At 68.8% G+C, this 15,517-nt stretch carries 15 protein-coding genes; 4 read left to right on the top strand and 11 right to left on the bottom strand.

The annotated features are described in order from the left end of the window. Nucleotides 1-3: 3 nt before the first annotated feature. The 10 genes from ACFY3V_RS31340 to ACFY3V_RS31295 all read right to left on the bottom strand — a co-directional run bounded on the left by ACFY3V_RS31340 (nucleotide 4) and on the right by ACFY3V_RS31295 (nucleotide 11,163). Nucleotides 4-819, bottom strand: a complete 816-nt coding sequence (locus tag ACFY3V_RS31340; RefSeq protein ID WP_389778483.1) for an IclR family transcriptional regulator — start codon at nucleotides 817-819, stop codon at nucleotides 4-6. Between the two features lie 8 nt (nucleotides 820-827). Then, nucleotides 828-1,796: a sugar ABC transporter substrate-binding protein gene (locus ACFY3V_RS31335; protein ID WP_362904548.1), complete on the bottom strand. Its 969-nt coding sequence runs from the start codon at nucleotides 1,794-1,796 to the stop codon at nucleotides 828-830. 28 nt (nucleotides 1,797-1,824) lie between these two features. Further along, the gene (locus ACFY3V_RS31330) at nucleotides 1,825-2,799 is read right to left on the bottom strand and encodes an ABC transporter permease (RefSeq protein ID WP_389778480.1); all 975 of its coding nucleotides are present in this window, start codon (nucleotides 2,797-2,799) and stop codon (nucleotides 1,825-1,827) included. Then, nucleotides 2,796-4,283, bottom strand: coding sequence for a sugar ABC transporter ATP-binding protein (locus ACFY3V_RS31325; protein ID WP_362904544.1), 1,488 nt, complete (start codon nucleotides 4,281-4,283; stop codon nucleotides 2,796-2,798). The genes ACFY3V_RS31330 and ACFY3V_RS31325 overlap by 4 nt, the downstream gene beginning before the upstream one ends. A 20-nt stretch (nucleotides 4,284-4,303) precedes the next feature. After that, nucleotides 4,304-4,852, bottom strand: coding sequence for a MarR family transcriptional regulator (locus ACFY3V_RS31320; protein ID WP_362904542.1), 549 nt, complete (start codon nucleotides 4,850-4,852; stop codon nucleotides 4,304-4,306). A gap of 1 nt (nucleotide 4,853) precedes the next feature. Beyond that, on the bottom strand, nucleotides 4,854-5,099 hold the full coding sequence (locus tag ACFY3V_RS31315) for a hypothetical protein (RefSeq protein WP_389778478.1): 246 nt from the start codon (nucleotides 5,097-5,099) through the stop codon (nucleotides 4,854-4,856). Continuing rightward, nucleotides 5,096-5,923, bottom strand: coding sequence for a hypothetical protein (locus ACFY3V_RS31310; protein WP_362904538.1), 828 nt, complete (start codon nucleotides 5,921-5,923; stop codon nucleotides 5,096-5,098). Before ACFY3V_RS31310 ends, ACFY3V_RS31315 begins: the two co-directional genes overlap by 4 nt. Before the next feature lies 1 nt (nucleotide 5,924). Further along, nucleotides 5,925-8,108 (bottom strand): hydantoinase B/oxoprolinase family protein, encoded by a 2,184-nt coding sequence (locus ACFY3V_RS31305; protein ID WP_389778475.1) that lies wholly within the window; start codon nucleotides 8,106-8,108, stop codon nucleotides 5,925-5,927. After that, nucleotides 8,105-10,234 carry a hydantoinase/oxoprolinase family protein gene (locus tag ACFY3V_RS31300; protein WP_362904534.1) on the bottom strand — a complete coding sequence of 710 codons (2,130 nt, stop codon included), beginning with the start codon at nucleotides 10,232-10,234 and terminating at the stop codon, nucleotides 8,105-8,107. Before ACFY3V_RS31300 ends, ACFY3V_RS31305 begins: the two co-directional genes overlap by 4 nt. A gap of 626 nt (nucleotides 10,235-10,860) precedes the next feature. Then, nucleotides 10,861-11,163: a helix-turn-helix transcriptional regulator gene (locus ACFY3V_RS31295; RefSeq protein ID WP_389778472.1), complete on the bottom strand. Its 303-nt coding sequence runs from the start codon at nucleotides 11,161-11,163 to the stop codon at nucleotides 10,861-10,863. A 321-nt stretch (nucleotides 11,164-11,484) separates the two neighbouring features. Here ACFY3V_RS31295 and map point away from each other — a divergent pair, with 321 nt between their 5' ends. Next, a complete protein-coding gene (gene map / locus ACFY3V_RS31290; protein ID WP_389778470.1) occupies nucleotides 11,485-12,255 on the top strand; it encodes a type I methionyl aminopeptidase in 771 nt (256 codons plus the stop codon). Nucleotides 12,256-12,267: 12 nt separating this feature from the next. Here the strand turns inward: map and ACFY3V_RS31285 are convergent, their stop codons facing one another. Continuing rightward, complete coding sequence (locus tag ACFY3V_RS31285) at nucleotides 12,268-13,245, bottom strand: helix-turn-helix transcriptional regulator (protein ID WP_389778468.1); 978 nt, start codon at nucleotides 13,243-13,245, stop codon at nucleotides 12,268-12,270. 135 nt (nucleotides 13,246-13,380) lie between these two features. Between ACFY3V_RS31285 and ACFY3V_RS31280 the strand changes: the two genes are divergently transcribed. From ACFY3V_RS31280 to ACFY3V_RS31270, 3 genes are all read left to right on the top strand, one after another. Next, nucleotides 13,381-13,776, top strand: a complete 396-nt coding sequence (locus ACFY3V_RS31280; protein ID WP_362904574.1) for a RidA family protein — start codon at nucleotides 13,381-13,383, stop codon at nucleotides 13,774-13,776. A gap of 243 nt (nucleotides 13,777-14,019) precedes the next feature. Continuing rightward, nucleotides 14,020-14,613 (top strand): TetR/AcrR family transcriptional regulator, encoded by a 594-nt coding sequence (locus ACFY3V_RS31275; protein ID WP_389778466.1) that lies wholly within the window; start codon nucleotides 14,020-14,022, stop codon nucleotides 14,611-14,613. Next, nucleotides 14,610-15,452 (top strand): alpha/beta fold hydrolase, encoded by an 843-nt coding sequence (locus tag ACFY3V_RS31270; RefSeq protein ID WP_389778464.1) that lies wholly within the window; start codon nucleotides 14,610-14,612, stop codon nucleotides 15,450-15,452. The genes ACFY3V_RS31275 and ACFY3V_RS31270 overlap by 4 nt, the downstream gene beginning before the upstream one ends. Nucleotides 15,453-15,517 lie beyond the last annotated feature (65 nt).

Below are 15,517 nucleotides of genomic sequence, written 5' to 3'. Positions count from 1 at the left end.
TCTTCATCCTCCTGATACGGCTTTGTGGGTATGGGGTGGCAGCGCCCTGCTGATCAGCTGCTTGAGGTCGAGGGCGAGAGCGTTGAGCCTGCGCCGGGGCAGGTGAGCGGTCGGGCCGCAGACGGCGACGGCGCCGATCGGGCGCCCGGCGGACATCACCGGTACCGCCACTCCGGCGATGCCGGGGAGGAACTCCTCGATCTCGGTGGCGTGCCCGCGGTTGCGCGCCGCCTCGACCTCCCTCAGGAACTCCTCCGGGTCGGTGATGCTGGCCGCCGTGCGCTGCGCCAAGCGCAGATGGGGAAGCAGGCTTCGCACCTCGTCCATGGGCAGGCCGCTGAGGATGGCCAGGCTGACGCACCCGTTGGCCAGGACGGAGCGGCGGCCGACCGGCGACAGCGCCGCGGGACTGTGTGGGGCCTTGAGCTTGGTCGTGATCATCAGGCTTTTGTCGAGCCAGTCGACCTCCGCGACGAGCAATGCCTCTCCGCCTGCCAGCGGGAAATCCGCTGCCGCGGCTGTCAGCCGGGCCACTTCGGTGGTCGTGGAGACCAGGCTGCCGAGTTCGAGCAGTATGCGGCCGAGAGTGTAGGCGCCGTCGTCGTCCTGGCGGAGAAAGCCACGTTCGACGAGCGTCACCGCGATGCGGTGCGTGCTCGTCTTCGGCAGCCCTGCCGCCTCGGCCAGCTCTGAGAGCTGCAGGCGGGGGTGGGCAGCGCTGAAGGCGGTGAGCACGTCGAGCGCGCGGTCAACGGCGCGTACGCCGCGGCGGCGGGAGGGCATCGTGGTGGGTGTGCGGTCGGCGAATTCTGCGGCCATGGCGTCCCTTACAGGCAGTATGGTGGCGCTTTGTCGGTATTGTCCTGAGTGACCAGCATGTCAGGAACTGTGGCGATTTTCGGCACCCCTTCTGTTTTTTTGAGCAGCCCCACGACGTTGTCGATCGCCATCTCACCGACGCTGCGCGGCGTGTTGCTGACCGTTGCGGCGAACTCGCCGGATTCCACGGCCTTGATCCCCGCCTCGCTGCCACCGTTGGTAACGATCTTGATGCCCGTACGCCCGGCGCTCTTGAACGCCGCCAGCGCACCAAGGGCCATGTCCTCGTTGTGCACGAAGACGTACTTCACCTTGGGGTAGGCCTGGAGCAGGTTCTCGGCGACGTCCTGGGCCTTGGCGCGCTGCCAGAGCGCCGGCTGGTCGAAGACGAGCTTCGCGTGCGAACCCAGACTGGTCTTGAAGGCGTCGTTCATCAGGTCCGCGGCGGCACCGGGGGCGCCGCCGATCACCGCCACCTCGGCAACCGAGTCACCGGTGTCCTCGACGATCCACTCGCCCAGTTCCTGCCCGACCTTCTTGACGTCCGTGATGACCGCACCGAGGATCTTGCTCTGGTCGACCGCTGCGACCGAAGTCAGGAAGATCGGGACGCCGGCGCGGTTGGCCCTCGTCACGCCCCCCTCCAGCGCGTCGATGTTGACGGTCTGCACGATGATCGCATCGACCCGCTTGGCGATCATGTCGTCGATGTTGGAGAGCTCCTTCGCCGGATCCATGGCCGACTGCGCGATCAGCAGGTCGACGCCCGCGCTCTTGGCTCTGGCCTGCATCGACTTCTGCAGGCAGGTGTGGAATTCGATGGTGTTGCCGTTGACGAATCCGATGGTCAGCTGCTTTTCCGGAGCCACGGCCGCCGACTCGGCCCCCGTTGTGGAGGTGCTGACCGAGCAGGCGCCGAGCAGAAGGGTGGACGCGGCCGCTGAAGTGAGGGCCGCCAAGACGCGGTGACTGGGCATGGGAATTCCTTCCGGTGGGGGGTGAGGCTCAGGTTCGCCGGGCGCGCAGGTGGTTGGCGATGGCGGCGACGGCGAGGACGGCGCCGAGCGCGACGTCCTGGTAGTAGGGGTTGATCTGGAGCAGGTTGAGGGAGTTGGCGACCACTCCCAAGAGCAGCACCCCCAGGACGGTGCCGACCATGGTGCCGCTGCCGCCGTGCAGCGCTGTGCCCCCGATGACCACGGCGGCCACGACGGTCAGTTCCAGGTGCAGGCCTCCGGCGCCGGGACTGGCCGCACCGAGCCTGGCCACGAGCATCACGCCGCCCAGGGCGGCAAGCAGCCCACCGAGGGTGTAGAGCAGCAGCTTGGTGCGGACGACCGGGATGCCGGACAGGCGGGCCGCGCTCTCGTTTCCGCCGATGGCGAAGGCGTTACGGCCGAAGGCCGTCCAGCGCATGAGCGCTCCGACGGCTGCGCAGACGGCCGTGGCGATGACGACGAGCACAGGGATGACGCCCAGCACCTCACCGAATCCGATCATCAGCAGGTGGTCGCCGATCGAGACGCTCTGCCCGTCGATGATCAGGAGGGCCGTCCCGCCGAGCGCCGTCGAACTGGCCAGCGTGGCGACAAAGGGTGTCACATTGAACAGCGTTATCATTGCGCCGTTGGCCAATCCGATCACAGCCCCCATGGCGAGCACGAGCACTACCGCCAGCCCGTCGGACAGCCCTGCCACGATGAGCTGCGCGGTGACCCCGTGGGCGACGGCAGCGATGGCACCCAGCGAGAAGTCGATGCCGCCCGCGGTCATCAGCAGCGTCAACCCCGCGGCCAGGACGGCGACGACCGCGATCTGCTGGGACACGTTGAGCAGATTGGGTCCGGTCAGGAAGACGTCGCTGCGGGCGGTCGCGAAAAGGCCGATCAGCAGCAGCACGGCCAGCACGCCCGCGTGCCGCACGAGCCAGGTTGGCGCGGCGAGGCCTACCCTGCGCCATGAGGTGGAGATGGCGGTCATGATGCGGTTCCTCCAACCGTGAGCGAGACGAGGGCGTCCCGGGAGATCCCGTCCACGGGGAGGTCGGCGACGACCCGCCCGGCGCGGACGACGACGACGCGGTCGGCCAGGCGCAGCACTTCTTCCACGTCGGTGGAGGCCAGCAGTACGGCGGTGCCGCGCTCGGCCAGATTGTCGATGAGGTGGTGAATCTCGGACTTGGCGGCCACGTCGACCCCGTTGGTCGGCTCTTCGAGCAGACATGCCCGCACCGACGAGTCCAGCCATTTCGCCAGCAGCACTTTCTGCTGGTTGCCACCTGACAGAGCTGATACGGGCGGGTTTGCCTGGATCGTGGTGACCCCGTAGCGAGAACGCGCCACGGAGGCCTCCCGGTGCAGCCGCTTCCAGCGCACGAGCCAGGGACGATCCAGGCCGCGCCGGGTCAGATCCAGGTTCTCGTCGACGGTGAGGCCGGACACCAGGCCGTGCGCCAGGCGATCGCCGGTGATGCAGCGCAGGCCGGCGCTCAGCGCCGCGCCGACACTGCCGGAGGCGACCTCCGTGCCGGCGATCCGGACGCGGCCGCCGGAAGGACGGCGTTGGCCGCTCAGCAGGGGGAAGAGTTCGGACTGACCGTCACCGGCGGGCCCGAGGACGGCCACCACTTCGCTCGCGCGGACCGAGAGCGTCAGCTCGGCCAGACGCCTGCCCGAGGCAAGGCCGTCGATCTCGATGACGGTCTCTCCAGCGGGGGCGACCCGCTGCGGGCGCTCTTGGTTGAGCCGCTCCCCGGTCATGGCGCGGACCAGCTTCGGCAGGTCCATGTCCGCTCCGGCGACCGTGGTCACCCTGCGGCCGTCACGCAGCACGGTGATCCTCTCGGCCAAGCCGAGGACCTCGTCCAGGTGGTGCGAGATGTAGATGACCGAAATGCCGGTGGAGCTGAGCTTGCGGACCAGATCGTGCACGGTGACGGCGTCCGCGCCGCCGAGGCTGGCGGTGGGCTCGTCCAGGATGAGCACTTTGCCGCCGGTCGCCACCTCACGCGCGATCTCGACCAGGGTCTGCTGGGCCTGCCCCAGCTCACCGGTGATGGCCCGGGTCGATACCTCAACGCCCAGCGTCGACAGAGCCATGGCGGCCTCGGTGTGCGCCCGGCGCCAATCCACCGCGCCCATTCGCTTGGGCAGGCGTCCAAGCAGCATGTTCTCCGCGACCGTGAGCTGGGGAACGAGGGTCCGGTGCTGGTACACGATGCTGACGCCGAGCGTACGGGTACGGCGCGGGGTGAGTGCCCCGTGCCGGCCGCCGTCGATGAGTACCTCGCCCGAGTCGGGGGTGAGCGCGCCCGAAAGGATCTTGACGAGCGTTGACTTGCCCGCTCCGTTCATGCCGACCAGCGCGTGCACCTCACCGCTTCGCACCGCGAAGTCGATCTCCTGGAGCGCGGCGGCACCGCCGAACGACTTGCTGACGCCGACCAACTCGATCCTGGTATCCATGGGAACCCTTTCTCCCCGGCTCATTGGCGGACGGCGGGCAGATCCAACCCCAAGCGGAGCCGGTTGAGATGGTCGATGAGGACTCTCAGCTCGCCGTCGCGGTAGCCGCCGAACGCCCCGGCCATCCGGACGGCGAAGCGTGGCAGCAGCTCGTCCAGCAGTTCGTCGGCGGCGGCCGTTTTGGTGACCCGGACGATGCGCCGGTCCGACGGATCGGCGGAACGGCTGACCAGGCCCCGCTGTTCGAGCAGGTCCACCAGCCCTGTGGCGTTGCGAGCCGTGGTCATCACGTGCGTGGCCAGCGTCCCCATGGCGATCCCGGCGCCCTCGGGGTCGATGCTGCGCAGCACCATGAGGATGTTGAACCGCGGATGGCTCAGGCCATAGGCCATGAGCTCGGCGTCGACGGCGGCCTCCATCGCCGCAGCTGCGGCGAAGAAGGCCAGCCTGGCCTCCATCTGCAGGGGGTCGATACCCGGCAGCCGTAGCCCTTCGCCTTCGGCCATGCGGACGTGGGCTTGGTCGCGGTATCCGCCGGGGCCGTGAACGATGAATCCGGTGGTGCTCATGTCAGACGCCCTCGGAGTACATCTCACGGTGCGCGACACCGAGAGTGACCATGAGATTGCGCAGCGCCACAGGGTTCATGCCGGCCTGCAGGAGCCAGGCCGCGTCCTTCCGCACTACGGCGGTGCGCTCCTGATCAGCCAGCGGGTAGTCCGCAAGGACCTCGGCCGGATCGGAGGCGAACCGCTCACACAACCCCGGAATGTGTTCGAGATCCCGTGCAAGCCGGTTGAGCCCGACGATGCTCATGAGGAACCCTCCACGATGTCGAAGGTGGCGATCCCGATGCCGACCGTCCACGCCGCCATGGGCTCGTACGCCAGCACGCGGGCCGGACCTCCCGCCGCGGCGGCGGTGATCAACCACGTCCTCAGCTCCAGCGCACCGTTGCCGGCCTCCTCTTCGACCCAGGCGTCGTCCCACCCGGCGATCTCGCCGAGCCGGCCCTGACCGAAAGCCTCCAGGAGCGCATGATCGAACGCCTCGTTGATGTCGCCGAAGCGAGGGAGGCCGACCCAGTGCGAAAGCCCGCCCGTGCCGATCACGCCGATCCGTTGTTCACCCGGCAGGTCGCGGATGCTCTCCCGCAGGGCCCTGCCCAGGTCCAGGCAGCGGCTCAGACTGGGCAGCGGAGGGGTGTTGCAGTTGACGAAGAGCGGGATGACTCCCGCGGCCGCCGCGGACGGCAGCTTGGCGAGCGGCACCATGAAGCTGTGGTCCAGCGCCATGGTGTGCGAGCGAGCCAGGTCGAAGCCGCGTGCGGTGAGGCCCTGGAGCAGATGGGCGGCCGGTTCGGGACGCCCCGCCACGACGCCCGACGGGTTGCCGAACTCGCCCCACGCCTTGTGCTCGGCGGCCAGCCCGAGGCAGAAAACCGGATAGTTCTCCAGCCCGAAGGTCTCATAGTGGTCGGTGGCGATGACGACGACCGCGTCCAGCTCCAACCCGGCGATCTCCTCGTCCAGGCGCTGCCAGGCCCGGTGGAGGTTGCCGGACTGCTCGGGAGCGGCGTCCGGGTTCTTGACGATGGCGCCCACGTGGGACGTCGCGGCGCACAAAGCGAGGTGGGCCACGTCAGACCTCCGCGTCCAGGAGCCGGATGTCGTCCAGGTGAGCGGCGTCACGACGCACGACGTCGGTGGCGTGCAACCGGCCGCAACCGGGACAGGCGTACAGGCGCAACTCCAGTTCCTGATCCAGCCGCGTGGCGTGACCGAGCGCGTGCACGTCCCACACCACGCTCATCCCGGCGTATCGGCGCCATTCCTCCGCGATGGGCGCCAGCACGACGCCGCACTGGCAGGCGACCCAGCGGGCGTCGTTCACCGCGATCACGTCGAGGCCGTCGCCGAGCGGATGGAGCCTGGTCCGGGGCCCCTGCGGTTGCGCGGGCAGCGGCCGTTCCGCCGGCCACGCGCGCCGTTCGCCCCGGATTTTCGCGCGGCGAATCTGCGTCGCCGCCTCGTCGATGCGGTCCTCGGCGTCCAGCACGACGGAGTAGACGCGGACCGCGGCGTCCGGCGTCACCGCGCCGAAGTCCAAGTCGGCCTGCAACGCCTCCAAGGAACGTTCCAGCGGGTCACCCCATCCACCACCCGCCTGCGGAACCGTGGCCAGGAGATCGTCCTCGCCGAGGTGGTAGAGCCCCTGCCGGCCGTGCATGATCGGGCGGGTGCCCGACAACTCGTCGACGGCCGGGATCCGGCCCGCGGCCAGCTGCTCTCGAACGTCGCTGCCGTGGATCACCGTGCGGGTGTTCTGCGCGCCGGGGTAACCGCCGAAGATTCCGGTGGAGTTGGGCACTTCCCAGCCGTGGGCCGAGTTCAGCGCGGTGACGTCCCGACCGCCATGGACCGTGTACACCGCGCCCATGCTCATGCCACCGCGGGTGCGCCCGGCCCCGCCGGAATCGGCGACCAGGCCGCGCCACAGGTAGAGCAGCGGGGAATCCATCTCCACGGCTTCCACGTTGGAGATCTTTTGCCGCTCGATGTTGTGCTGGCCCTGGGTCCAGACCCCGTCGCGGTGCGCGTAGGCGGCGCCGCCGGTGGCCAGGCAGTCCATGATCACGTACGTCTGCCGACTGCCGTTCTCTCCCGCCCCGGTCAGGACGAACTTGTCGGGTCCGCCCGCCGGCACGGCCTGTGCTTCGGCCATCAGCTCGTCGGAGCAAGCCGCCAGCTTCGACAGGCACTCGACGGCGGTCATCTCCACCAGCCAGCCCGCCTCCAGCGCGCCTCCGCTGACCGCGGCGGGCCGCGCCGCGTTGCAGATCAAGCCGTCCGGGCAGTGCACATGCACGGGTTTGAACAGGCCCTCGTTCCACGGCGCGTCATAAGCCAGGGTGGGCAGCAGTGCGGCGGCGATTCCCGCCATCATCCCGGAGAAGGCGCAGTTGACATAGCCCTTCACCTGCGGCGAGGAGCCGGAGTAGTCGAAGTGCAGGCTGTCACCGCGCTTGGTGAGGACGAGGTTCACCTCGTAGGTGGCGTTCTCCCGCGACAGAGCCAGTCCACCGTCGTTGTCCAGGAACGCCCGCGAGTGCAGGCGCGCGTCGGGCAGCTTGGCCAGCCGGTTACGCAGCCGTTTCTCCGACAACTCGATGAGGCTGCCCATGACCGCGCGGACCGTCTCGGCACCGTACTTGTCGGCCAGGGCGGTCATCGCCCTGACCGCCGTGTTGTTGGCGGCGATCAGGGCCCTCAGGTCAAGGTTCACCGTCGCGGCCATGCGTGTATGCGCCAGGACGAGGTTCCAGACGTCGGTACGCACCTTGCCGCCGTCGACGAGCTTGGTGGGCGGCATCTGCAACCCCTCCTGGTAGGAGTCGGTGGCGTCGATGCAGAAACTGCCCGGCGTCATCCCGCCCACGTCGACCATGTGGCACATGGCACCCGTCCAGGCGAGCAGCTCGCCCCGGTAGAAGATCGGCGCGACCACGCCCACGTCCTGCGCGTGCACGGTGCCTTTCCACGGGTCGTTGACGATGAACATGTCACCGGGATTGATACCTGGGTCGTCGGCGCAGTCATCGATGACCGACCGGGTGATGGCCGCCATCGACGAGGAGTGGGACAGGATGGTGCGGCCCATCGCGGCCACCGAACCATCAGGCAGGTAAAGGCCGACGTTGTAGTCGCTGGCCTCCACGACATGGGTGGAACCGGAGATGGCGGCCAGGGTGGCGCCCTGCTCGTCGGTGATGGCGAGCAGCCGGTGCCTGATGACCTCGAAGGTCACGGGATCGATGGCGGTCACGCGTTCCCCCTGCAGTCGATGACGAGGTTGTTGTACGGGTCGACGTCGAGTGACTGACCCGGGCCGACCACCACGGTGGTACCGGCGAACTCGAGGATGGCGGGACCGCGGAGCGACGCCCCGGCGCCGAGCCCCTCACCGTGATAGACCGAGGTGTCCACGCGGCCGCATTCGGGGAAGTACACCGGCCGCGAACCGAGTAGCGAAGCGGACGCGTGCGCCGAACCCGGATAGCCGCTCTCGGTGATCCTGGTGATGCCGACCCGGCCCTCGACCCGGAGGGTCTGCAACTCCACGCCGGCGCCGAGCAGTGCGGTCCCCGCCCCGTACAACCGTTCGTAGGCGTCGCGGAACTCGGAGATCAGCGCCCGCAGCACCTCGGTGGTGACCTCACCCTCCGGCACCGCCAGCGGCAACTCGTGCGCCTGACGCCGGAACTTCAGGTAGACGATACGGCTCAGACGCACGCGAGGGTCGTCGTCGAGGTCGGCCAGGCACCGGACCGTCAGCTCGTCCAGTGTCGCGTTGATCCGCGCCGGGTCGAGGTGCTCGGCAGGGTCGGCGGTTCCCGGGGGTGTCCGCTGCACATCGGTCGTCTGCACCGCCCGATATCTGTCGGAGGTGACCGTGCCGTAGGCCGAGTGGACGGTGGATGTGGGGGGCACCACGAGCGTGGCGATGCCGGCGGCCTCGGTGTAGGCATAGGCGTGCGTGGGACCGGCTCCGCCGTACGCGTACACGGTGAAGTCGCGCGGGTCGTGTCCCTGCTCGACGGTGACCTTGCGCAGCAAATCGGCCATGTGGTTGTCTGCCACCTGCCGGATGCCCGCCGCCGCCTCCTCGACGGTCAGTCCGAGCGGATCGGCGACGTGCTGCTGGATGGCCTTCTCCGCCAGCGCCCGCTCCAACGGCATCCGCCCGCCCAGAAACCGCTCCGGATCGATGACGCCGAGAACGACGTCGGCATCGGTGACGGTGGGCCGATCGCCGCCGCGCCCGTAGCAGGCCGGCCCGGGTACCGACCCGGCGCTTTCGGGACCGACGGCCAGCACACCCGCCTCGTCCACCCAGGCGATCGAACCGCCGCCGGCACCGATCGCCGTGACCTTGATGCGCGGCAGCGCGAGATGCAGATCGCCCACCTCGCTGACCCGCTCCACCAGCGGCTCGTGGTCCACGATCAGGCCGACATCGAAGCTGGTGCCGCCCATGTCGGAAGTGATGACGTTCGGGTGTCCGAGGCGCCGGGCCAGCGCGGCCGAGGCGAGCACGCCGCCCGCGGGCCCGGAGGTGAGCATCGAGGAAGCGCGCTGGGCGGCGTCGGCCGCGCGCATGACCCCGCCACCAGAATCCATGATCGAAAAGTCGCCGGTGAATCCGGTGTTCCTGAGGCGGCCTTCCAGACCGGCCACGTAGTCGCGGATGACCGGGCCAAGGTAGCTGTTCACCACCGTGGTGGCGGACCGCTCATACTCGCCCAGCACCGGCGCGACCTCATGGGACAGGGTCACATAAGCCTCGGGCCACTCCTCGGCCACGATACGGCCCACTGCGGTCTCGTGCTCGGCGTTGACAAAGGACCACAGGAAGGACACGGCCAGTGCCTGGACGCCCTCGCCGCGCAGACGCCGCAACAGGCCGCGCACCTCCTCCTCGTCCAGTGCCACCACCTCCGCGCCCGTGGCGTCGATGCGCTCGGTGACGCCGGAGATCCTGTCCCGAGGGACGATGGGATCGGGGTTGCGGCGGCGGCTGTAGTGGCCGGTCGCCGCCCCCATGCCGACCCAGGAGGTCATCGATCGCTGGATGAGCATGGTGTCGGTGAAGCCGCGAGTGGTCAGCAGCGCGGTCGGAGTTCCCTTGCGCTCGATGAGGGCGTTGGTGGCGGCCGTCGTACCGTGCGAGAAGTAAGCGATCGCCGCACAGAACTCCGGCAGGCTCATGTCATAGGACGCGGCCGCGAGGGCGAGCGCGTTGACCACGCCTTCTGACCGGTCATGCGGCGTTGTCGGCGCCTTGAACAGGCGTGGCGGCTGATTGTCCTGGAGGACCACCAGATCGGTGAACGTTCCCCCGACATCCGTGCCGACGAAGAACCGCACGGCGGTGTCCGTCGTAGTTCCCACACTGGGCTCCCTACAGATTCGCGCTGCGACAGCGAAGATGTCGTGCGTGTGGCCGTTAGGTAACGACCGTTTTGCGTTGCGCCCACTCTGTAGTGACTGGAACGTCACGACAATGGACCAATCCGCACAGCGGAATGGGCCGCGGAACAGTCGCTCAGCCGCAGATGGGCTGGGCGTGACGGAAAGCTCAGACCGACCGGCTCACCTGGGCGGCAATCAAGCACAAAGCAGTTGCACGCGTTCGACGGCCTGGCCGCCGCCGCTTGGGCAGACGTGCCCAGGGCCAGCCTGCGCGGCCTGGCCGAAACCGCCGAGTCGGCCGCCGTTCTCGGAATCGAGAACACCAACGGCTTCCGTGGCCAACTGCCCCAATGGTCCCACCAGGGCTACATCAACAAGATCGGACCAGCCCTCTACGGTCCCCTACCCGCGGGCACTCAAGCCTTTGTCAGCAGGCTCTTACCTGCGGCAGTTCACCCCGATCGTGCTGAACGCGATCGACTTCCAGGGCGGTCCCGGAACCGCGGACCCGATGGAGGGGTCGCGGATTTCGCGGGAGCCGAACCGGCTGAACGGCCGAAACGGTCGATTGATCAGGTCGGACGACACAGCTGCGGGCTTGGGGGTTACGAGGCCAATCGTTCACGTGCGTTGCGACCTGATCTCGTGGGTTCGACCCCATCGTCAGGCTGGTTGATCTCGGCCCACACCGCGTCGAGGGAAAGACTGAGAACATCGGCGATCGCCGCGATGGTCGGAAAGGCGGGGGTCGCCACGCGGCCCGACTCGATCTTCCGGAGAGTCTCCGGCGACACACCTGCGTCCAGCGCGGTATCGAGCATCGGGCGCTCCCCCCTGGCGCGACGCAACAGGGCACCGAGACGCTGTCCGCGCTCGACCTCTGCGGGTGTGAGCGGCAACCTGACCATGGCTTCGATTCTAGGGCCTGTACGGGTTTGAGAGCAGAGGGATTTGCTGCGTGGCGCCCGAGGCGGCCGTCTGGTCAGGCATGATCCAGGTCTCCGCAGGCCGCACAAAGGGCTGAGCGGCGCATCGACCGGATCAAGGAGTGGCTGGGACCTGCCTTCTGCTTCGGCGAGACCCCGGCGGCCACCTTGCGGGCCTTCGTCTACGCGGAGCCGTCTTATGGGGTCGAAGCCTTCAACCCGTTGAAGATCCAAAATCCGCACAGCCCCTAGTGTCGGGATAATATTGCCGGGATAGTTATTGGTTGCTGAGAAGGACGTCGCATGATCGAGATCCTGAACCCCCCGGACCTGGCCCGAGCGAAGGAGACCGGTGCCCTGGTCGCTCACATCTTGCAGACGCTGAAGAGCCGCAGCACGGTGGGCACGAATCTCCTTGACATCGATCAATGGACCCAGGACATGATCGTCGAGGCCGGAGCACTGTCCTGCTACGTCGACTACGAGCCCTCCTTCGGACGCGGGCCGTTCGGCCACTACATCTGCACGTCCGTCAACGACGCCGTGCTCCACGGGCTGCCTTACGACTACACCCTTGCCGACGGCGACCTGCTCTCACTCGACCTCGCCGTCTCCAAGAACGGAGTCGCCGCGGACTCCGCCATCAGCTTCATCGTGGGCGCCTCGAACCCCCCGGAGAGCGTCGCGATGATCAGCGCGACCGAACGCGCGTTGAACGCGGGCATCGCGGCCGCCGGGCCCGGAGCGCGCATCGGCGACATCTCCCACGCCATCGGCTCGGTCCTCAGCGAGGCGGGATATCCGATCAACACCGAGTTCGGAGGTCACGGCATCGGATCGACGATGCACCAGGAGCCGCACATCTCGAACACCGGGAGGCCCGGCCGTGGATACCGGCTGCGCCCCGGGCTGATGCTCGCACTTGAACCATGGGTGATGGCCGACACCGCCAAACTCGTCACCGACGCCGACGGGTGGACGCTCAGGAGCGCGACAGGCTGCCGTACAGCACACAGTGAGCACACGATCGCCATCACCGACGACGGAGCCGAAATCCTCACCTTGCCGAAGTAGGCGCGACGACTCTCAGGAGGATGACGCTTCGTAGCGGTCGGCGATCGCGGCGGCCCGGTCGCGCAGGCGGTCGCGCAGCCATTGCGGGGCCAGGGCCTCCGCGTTCGTGCTGAGCTGCCACAGCGCCCATTCGGCGTGTCTCGGATCCTGGAAGGTCACCTCCATCCGCAGCCGGCCGTCCGAGTCGGCCTCTTCGGCGCGGACGGCCAGCGCGGTGCCGACCAGCTCCTCCCGCCGCGCAGGGTCCACCCGTACCAGCACGGTGACCTGGTCGCCGCCGGTCCGAAACCGCGTGCTGCGTTCCTGCCAGGCTCGGTCCAGATCGATCCGTTCCGGTCGCTGTGCGGATTCGGAAAGTTCCTCGGCGGCCAAGATCCGGGACAGCCGGTAGGTGCGGTCCGCGCCGGATCTGGTGGCCAGCAAGTAGCCCCGATCGCGTACGGTGACCAGGCCGATCGGGTCCACCGTGCGCCACGTCGGGCTCTGATCCACGGCCGCGTAGTGGATACGCAGCCGGTGCCCGGAGAGCACCGCGCGCAGAACTTCGGCCACTATGGCGTCAGGCGCCTCCTCGGTGACCAGGCGACGTGAGAGAAGGTCGCTCTCCGGGTCGATGAGCAATCGCTCGGCCGCGCCGGCCGCGGTGTCCCGATAACTTTCCGGTAGCGCGTCGACCACCTTGAGCATCGCCGAAGCGAGCGCCGAGCCGAGGCCGAATGTCTGCGCGCCGCGCCGTGATCCGGCGATCAGGAGGGCGAGTGCCTCATCAGGGGTCAGTCCGGTGAGTTCGGTCCTGAAACCGGGCAACAACGCGAACCCGCCGTGCCGGCCGCGTTCCGCGTAGACCGGGACGCCGGCTGCGGACAGCGCCTCGATGTCGCGCAGCACGGTGCGGGTGGAGACCTCCAGCTCGCGGGCGAGCGCGGCCGCGGACAGCCGGCCGTGCTGCCGCAGCAGGAGCACCAGCGATACCAGCCGGTCGGCACGCATGCGAAAACCCTACAGAAATACACGACACAAGATGTCGTGATTTGTCGCGAGGCTTATCACCACAACGTCGAAGAAGGCGGCTACGAGCCGCTCGACGTACGTGATGTCAACGAACCGAATGGAGTCGATGTGGCAATGGAGCGAACGGCGGTCAACCCGTGGGCGTGGTCGACGGGGCTGGGATACAACCAGGGTGAGATCGTCTCCGGGCACACCCGGACCCTGTACTGCTCCGGGCAGACCGCGATGAGCGACGAGGGCAAGCCCCAGCACGCCGACGACATGGCGGCGCAGTTGGCGCTGAGCCTCGACAACCTCCAGGCCGTGCTCGCCGAGGCCGGCATGTCCCTCGCGAACCTCGTCCGGCTCAACGTCTACACCACCGACGTCGATCGGCTCTTCGAGCACTACGGCGTGCTGGCGTCGCGGCTGGGCGTCATCGGGGTGGCGCCGACCACCACGATGCTCGGGGTGACGCGGCTGGCGATCCCCGGCCTGATGGTCGAGCTTGAGGGGACCGCCGTCGCGTGACGCGTCCCCGCCGCCTCCGGCGGGACCGCCGGAGGCGGCACGAGTGGTGTCGGTCGCCGCAGAGGCGTCGCCCGTAGCGCGGGGCCGACGGCAGGAAGGCGATGCGGCCCGTGCTCTCGCCGGTTACGGGGCCGGCGAGGGCACGGACCTTTATGACGACATATCCGCCTACCTTCAAACCCAAGGAATATCCTAGGCATGTTAGTTTAAGCCTATGGATCATAAGACAATGGGGATGGACGCATGGCCCGGGCCGGGTTGACCCCGGACCGGGTGACGCTCGCGGGTGCCGAGCTGGCGGACGAGGTCGGGCTCGACCACGTGACCATGTCGGCGGTGGCGCGGCGGCTCGGGGTGAAGGACGCGAGCCTGTACGTGCACGTGCGCGGCCTGGAGGACCTGCGCGGGCGGATCGCGCTGCTGGCGGCGGACGAGAAGACCATCGGTATCGCCGAGGCCACCGCCGGGCGGGCCGGTAGGGACGCGCTGGTGGCGTTCGCGAACGCCTGGCGGGCGTACGCCCATGACCACCCGGGCCGGTACGCGGCGACGCAGATCCCGGTACAGATCGATCCCGAGCTCGCGCTCCGAGCGCCCGGACCGCGGCGCGCGGTCGAACTGACCTACAGCATGCTGCGCGCCTACGCGCTGGACGAGCCCGACCTGACCGACGCGGTCCGGCTGGTGCGCAGCACGCTCCACGGCTTCGTCAGCCTGGAGGCCGCCGGCGGGTTCGCGCACGCGCGCCCGGCGGAGAGCTCCTGGGCCCGCTGTCTGGACGCCCTGCACGCGCTCCTGGAGCGCTGGCCCTCACCCGGTGAAGGAGACCCCCGTTGACCACCCCGACCATCGGACGCCTGCGCGTGGACGGCGCCACCTTGCACTACGAGGTGCGCGGAAGCGGACCGCTCCTGCTGCTGATCCCCGGCGGCGCCGGCGACGCGGCCTCCTACGACGGCATCGCCGACGAGCTGGCCGGCGATCACACGGTCGTCTCCTACGACCCACGTGGCCTGTCCCGCAGCCCGCTGGACGACCCACAGGCCGTTCAGCAGGTCGCCCGGCATGCCGACGACGCGTTCCGGCTGCTGGATCTGCTGTCTCCGGACGCCCCCGTCCGGGTGGTCGGCTGCAGCTCGGGGGCGATCGTCGCGCTGCACCTGCTCTGCACCCACTACGAGCGGATCGAACGCGTGGTGGCGCACGAGCCGCCGGTGGTGGAGGTGTTGCCGGACGCCGCCGAGCACCGCGCACTGCTCGCTCGCGTCCAGGAGACCTTCCGTCGAGACGGGTTGATGCCCGCGGTGGCCGAGTTCGCGGCGGGACTGCGGCGGCCGGACGACAAGGGGCCCCTCGCCGCCGAGAAGGCCGTCGAGCTGCCACCGCGGGCGGCCGCGCGAGCCGAGCGGACGATGGCGAACATGCCCTACTTCCTCGGACGCGTCGTGCCGAGTTTCATGGTCTACACCCCGGATGTGGATCGCCTGGCGGCCCTGTCGGACCGGCTCGTGCTCGCGGGCGGAGCAGACTCACGCGGCGAACTGCCCTACCGTCCCGCAGCCTTCCTGGCCGAGAGGTTCGGCACGGAGCTCGTTCACTTCCCCGGCGGGCACACGGGACTCAGCACGCACCCCACCGAGTTCGCCGAACTGCTCCGCAAGGTGCTGAGCGCCTGAAGCCGATTCGGGCGCGTCTGGACGGGGACATCGGCGGTTCGATCCGCCGGATCTCGGTGAAAGGC

It is taken from the genome of Streptosporangium sp. NPDC000095, assembly GCF_042899335.1.
Classification (GTDB): Bacteria; Actinomycetota; Actinomycetes; order Streptosporangiales; family Streptosporangiaceae; genus Streptosporangium.
Note: the sequence above shows the minus strand (reverse complement) of the source record. Positions and strands in the feature narration are given on the sequence as shown.

Excerpts from the sequence above, each read along its gene's own strand:
- ACFY3V_RS31340 (WP_389778483.1), bottom strand. The coding sequence starts at position 819 with ATGGCCGCAGAATTCGCCGACCGCACACCCACCACGATGCCCTCCCGC.
- ACFY3V_RS31335 (WP_362904548.1), bottom strand. The coding sequence starts at position 1,796 with ATGCCCAGTCACCGCGTCTTGGCGGCCCTCACTTCAGCGGCCGCGTCC.
- ACFY3V_RS31330 (WP_389778480.1), bottom strand. The coding sequence starts at position 2,799 with ATGACCGCCATCTCCACCTCATGGCGCAGGGTAGGCCTCGCCGCGCCA.
- ACFY3V_RS31325 (WP_362904544.1), bottom strand. The coding sequence starts at position 4,283 with ATGGATACCAGGATCGAGTTGGTCGGCGTCAGCAAGTCGTTCGGCGGT.
- ACFY3V_RS31320 (WP_362904542.1), bottom strand. The coding sequence starts at position 4,852 with ATGAGCACCACCGGATTCATCGTTCACGGCCCCGGCGGATACCGCGAC.
- ACFY3V_RS31315 (WP_389778478.1), bottom strand. The coding sequence starts at position 5,099 with ATGAGCATCGTCGGGCTCAACCGGCTTGCACGGGATCTCGAACACATT.
- ACFY3V_RS31295 (WP_389778472.1), bottom strand. The coding sequence starts at position 11,163 with ATGGTCAGGTTGCCGCTCACACCCGCAGAGGTCGAGCGCGGACAGCGT.
- map (WP_389778470.1), top strand. The coding sequence starts at position 11,485 with ATGATCGAGATCCTGAACCCCCCGGACCTGGCCCGAGCGAAGGAGACC.
- ACFY3V_RS31285 (WP_389778468.1), bottom strand. The coding sequence starts at position 13,245 with ATGCGTGCCGACCGGCTGGTATCGCTGGTGCTCCTGCTGCGGCAGCAC.
- ACFY3V_RS31280 (WP_362904574.1), top strand. The coding sequence starts at position 13,381 with ATGGAGCGAACGGCGGTCAACCCGTGGGCGTGGTCGACGGGGCTGGGA.
- ACFY3V_RS31275 (WP_389778466.1), top strand. The coding sequence starts at position 14,020 with ATGGCCCGGGCCGGGTTGACCCCGGACCGGGTGACGCTCGCGGGTGCC.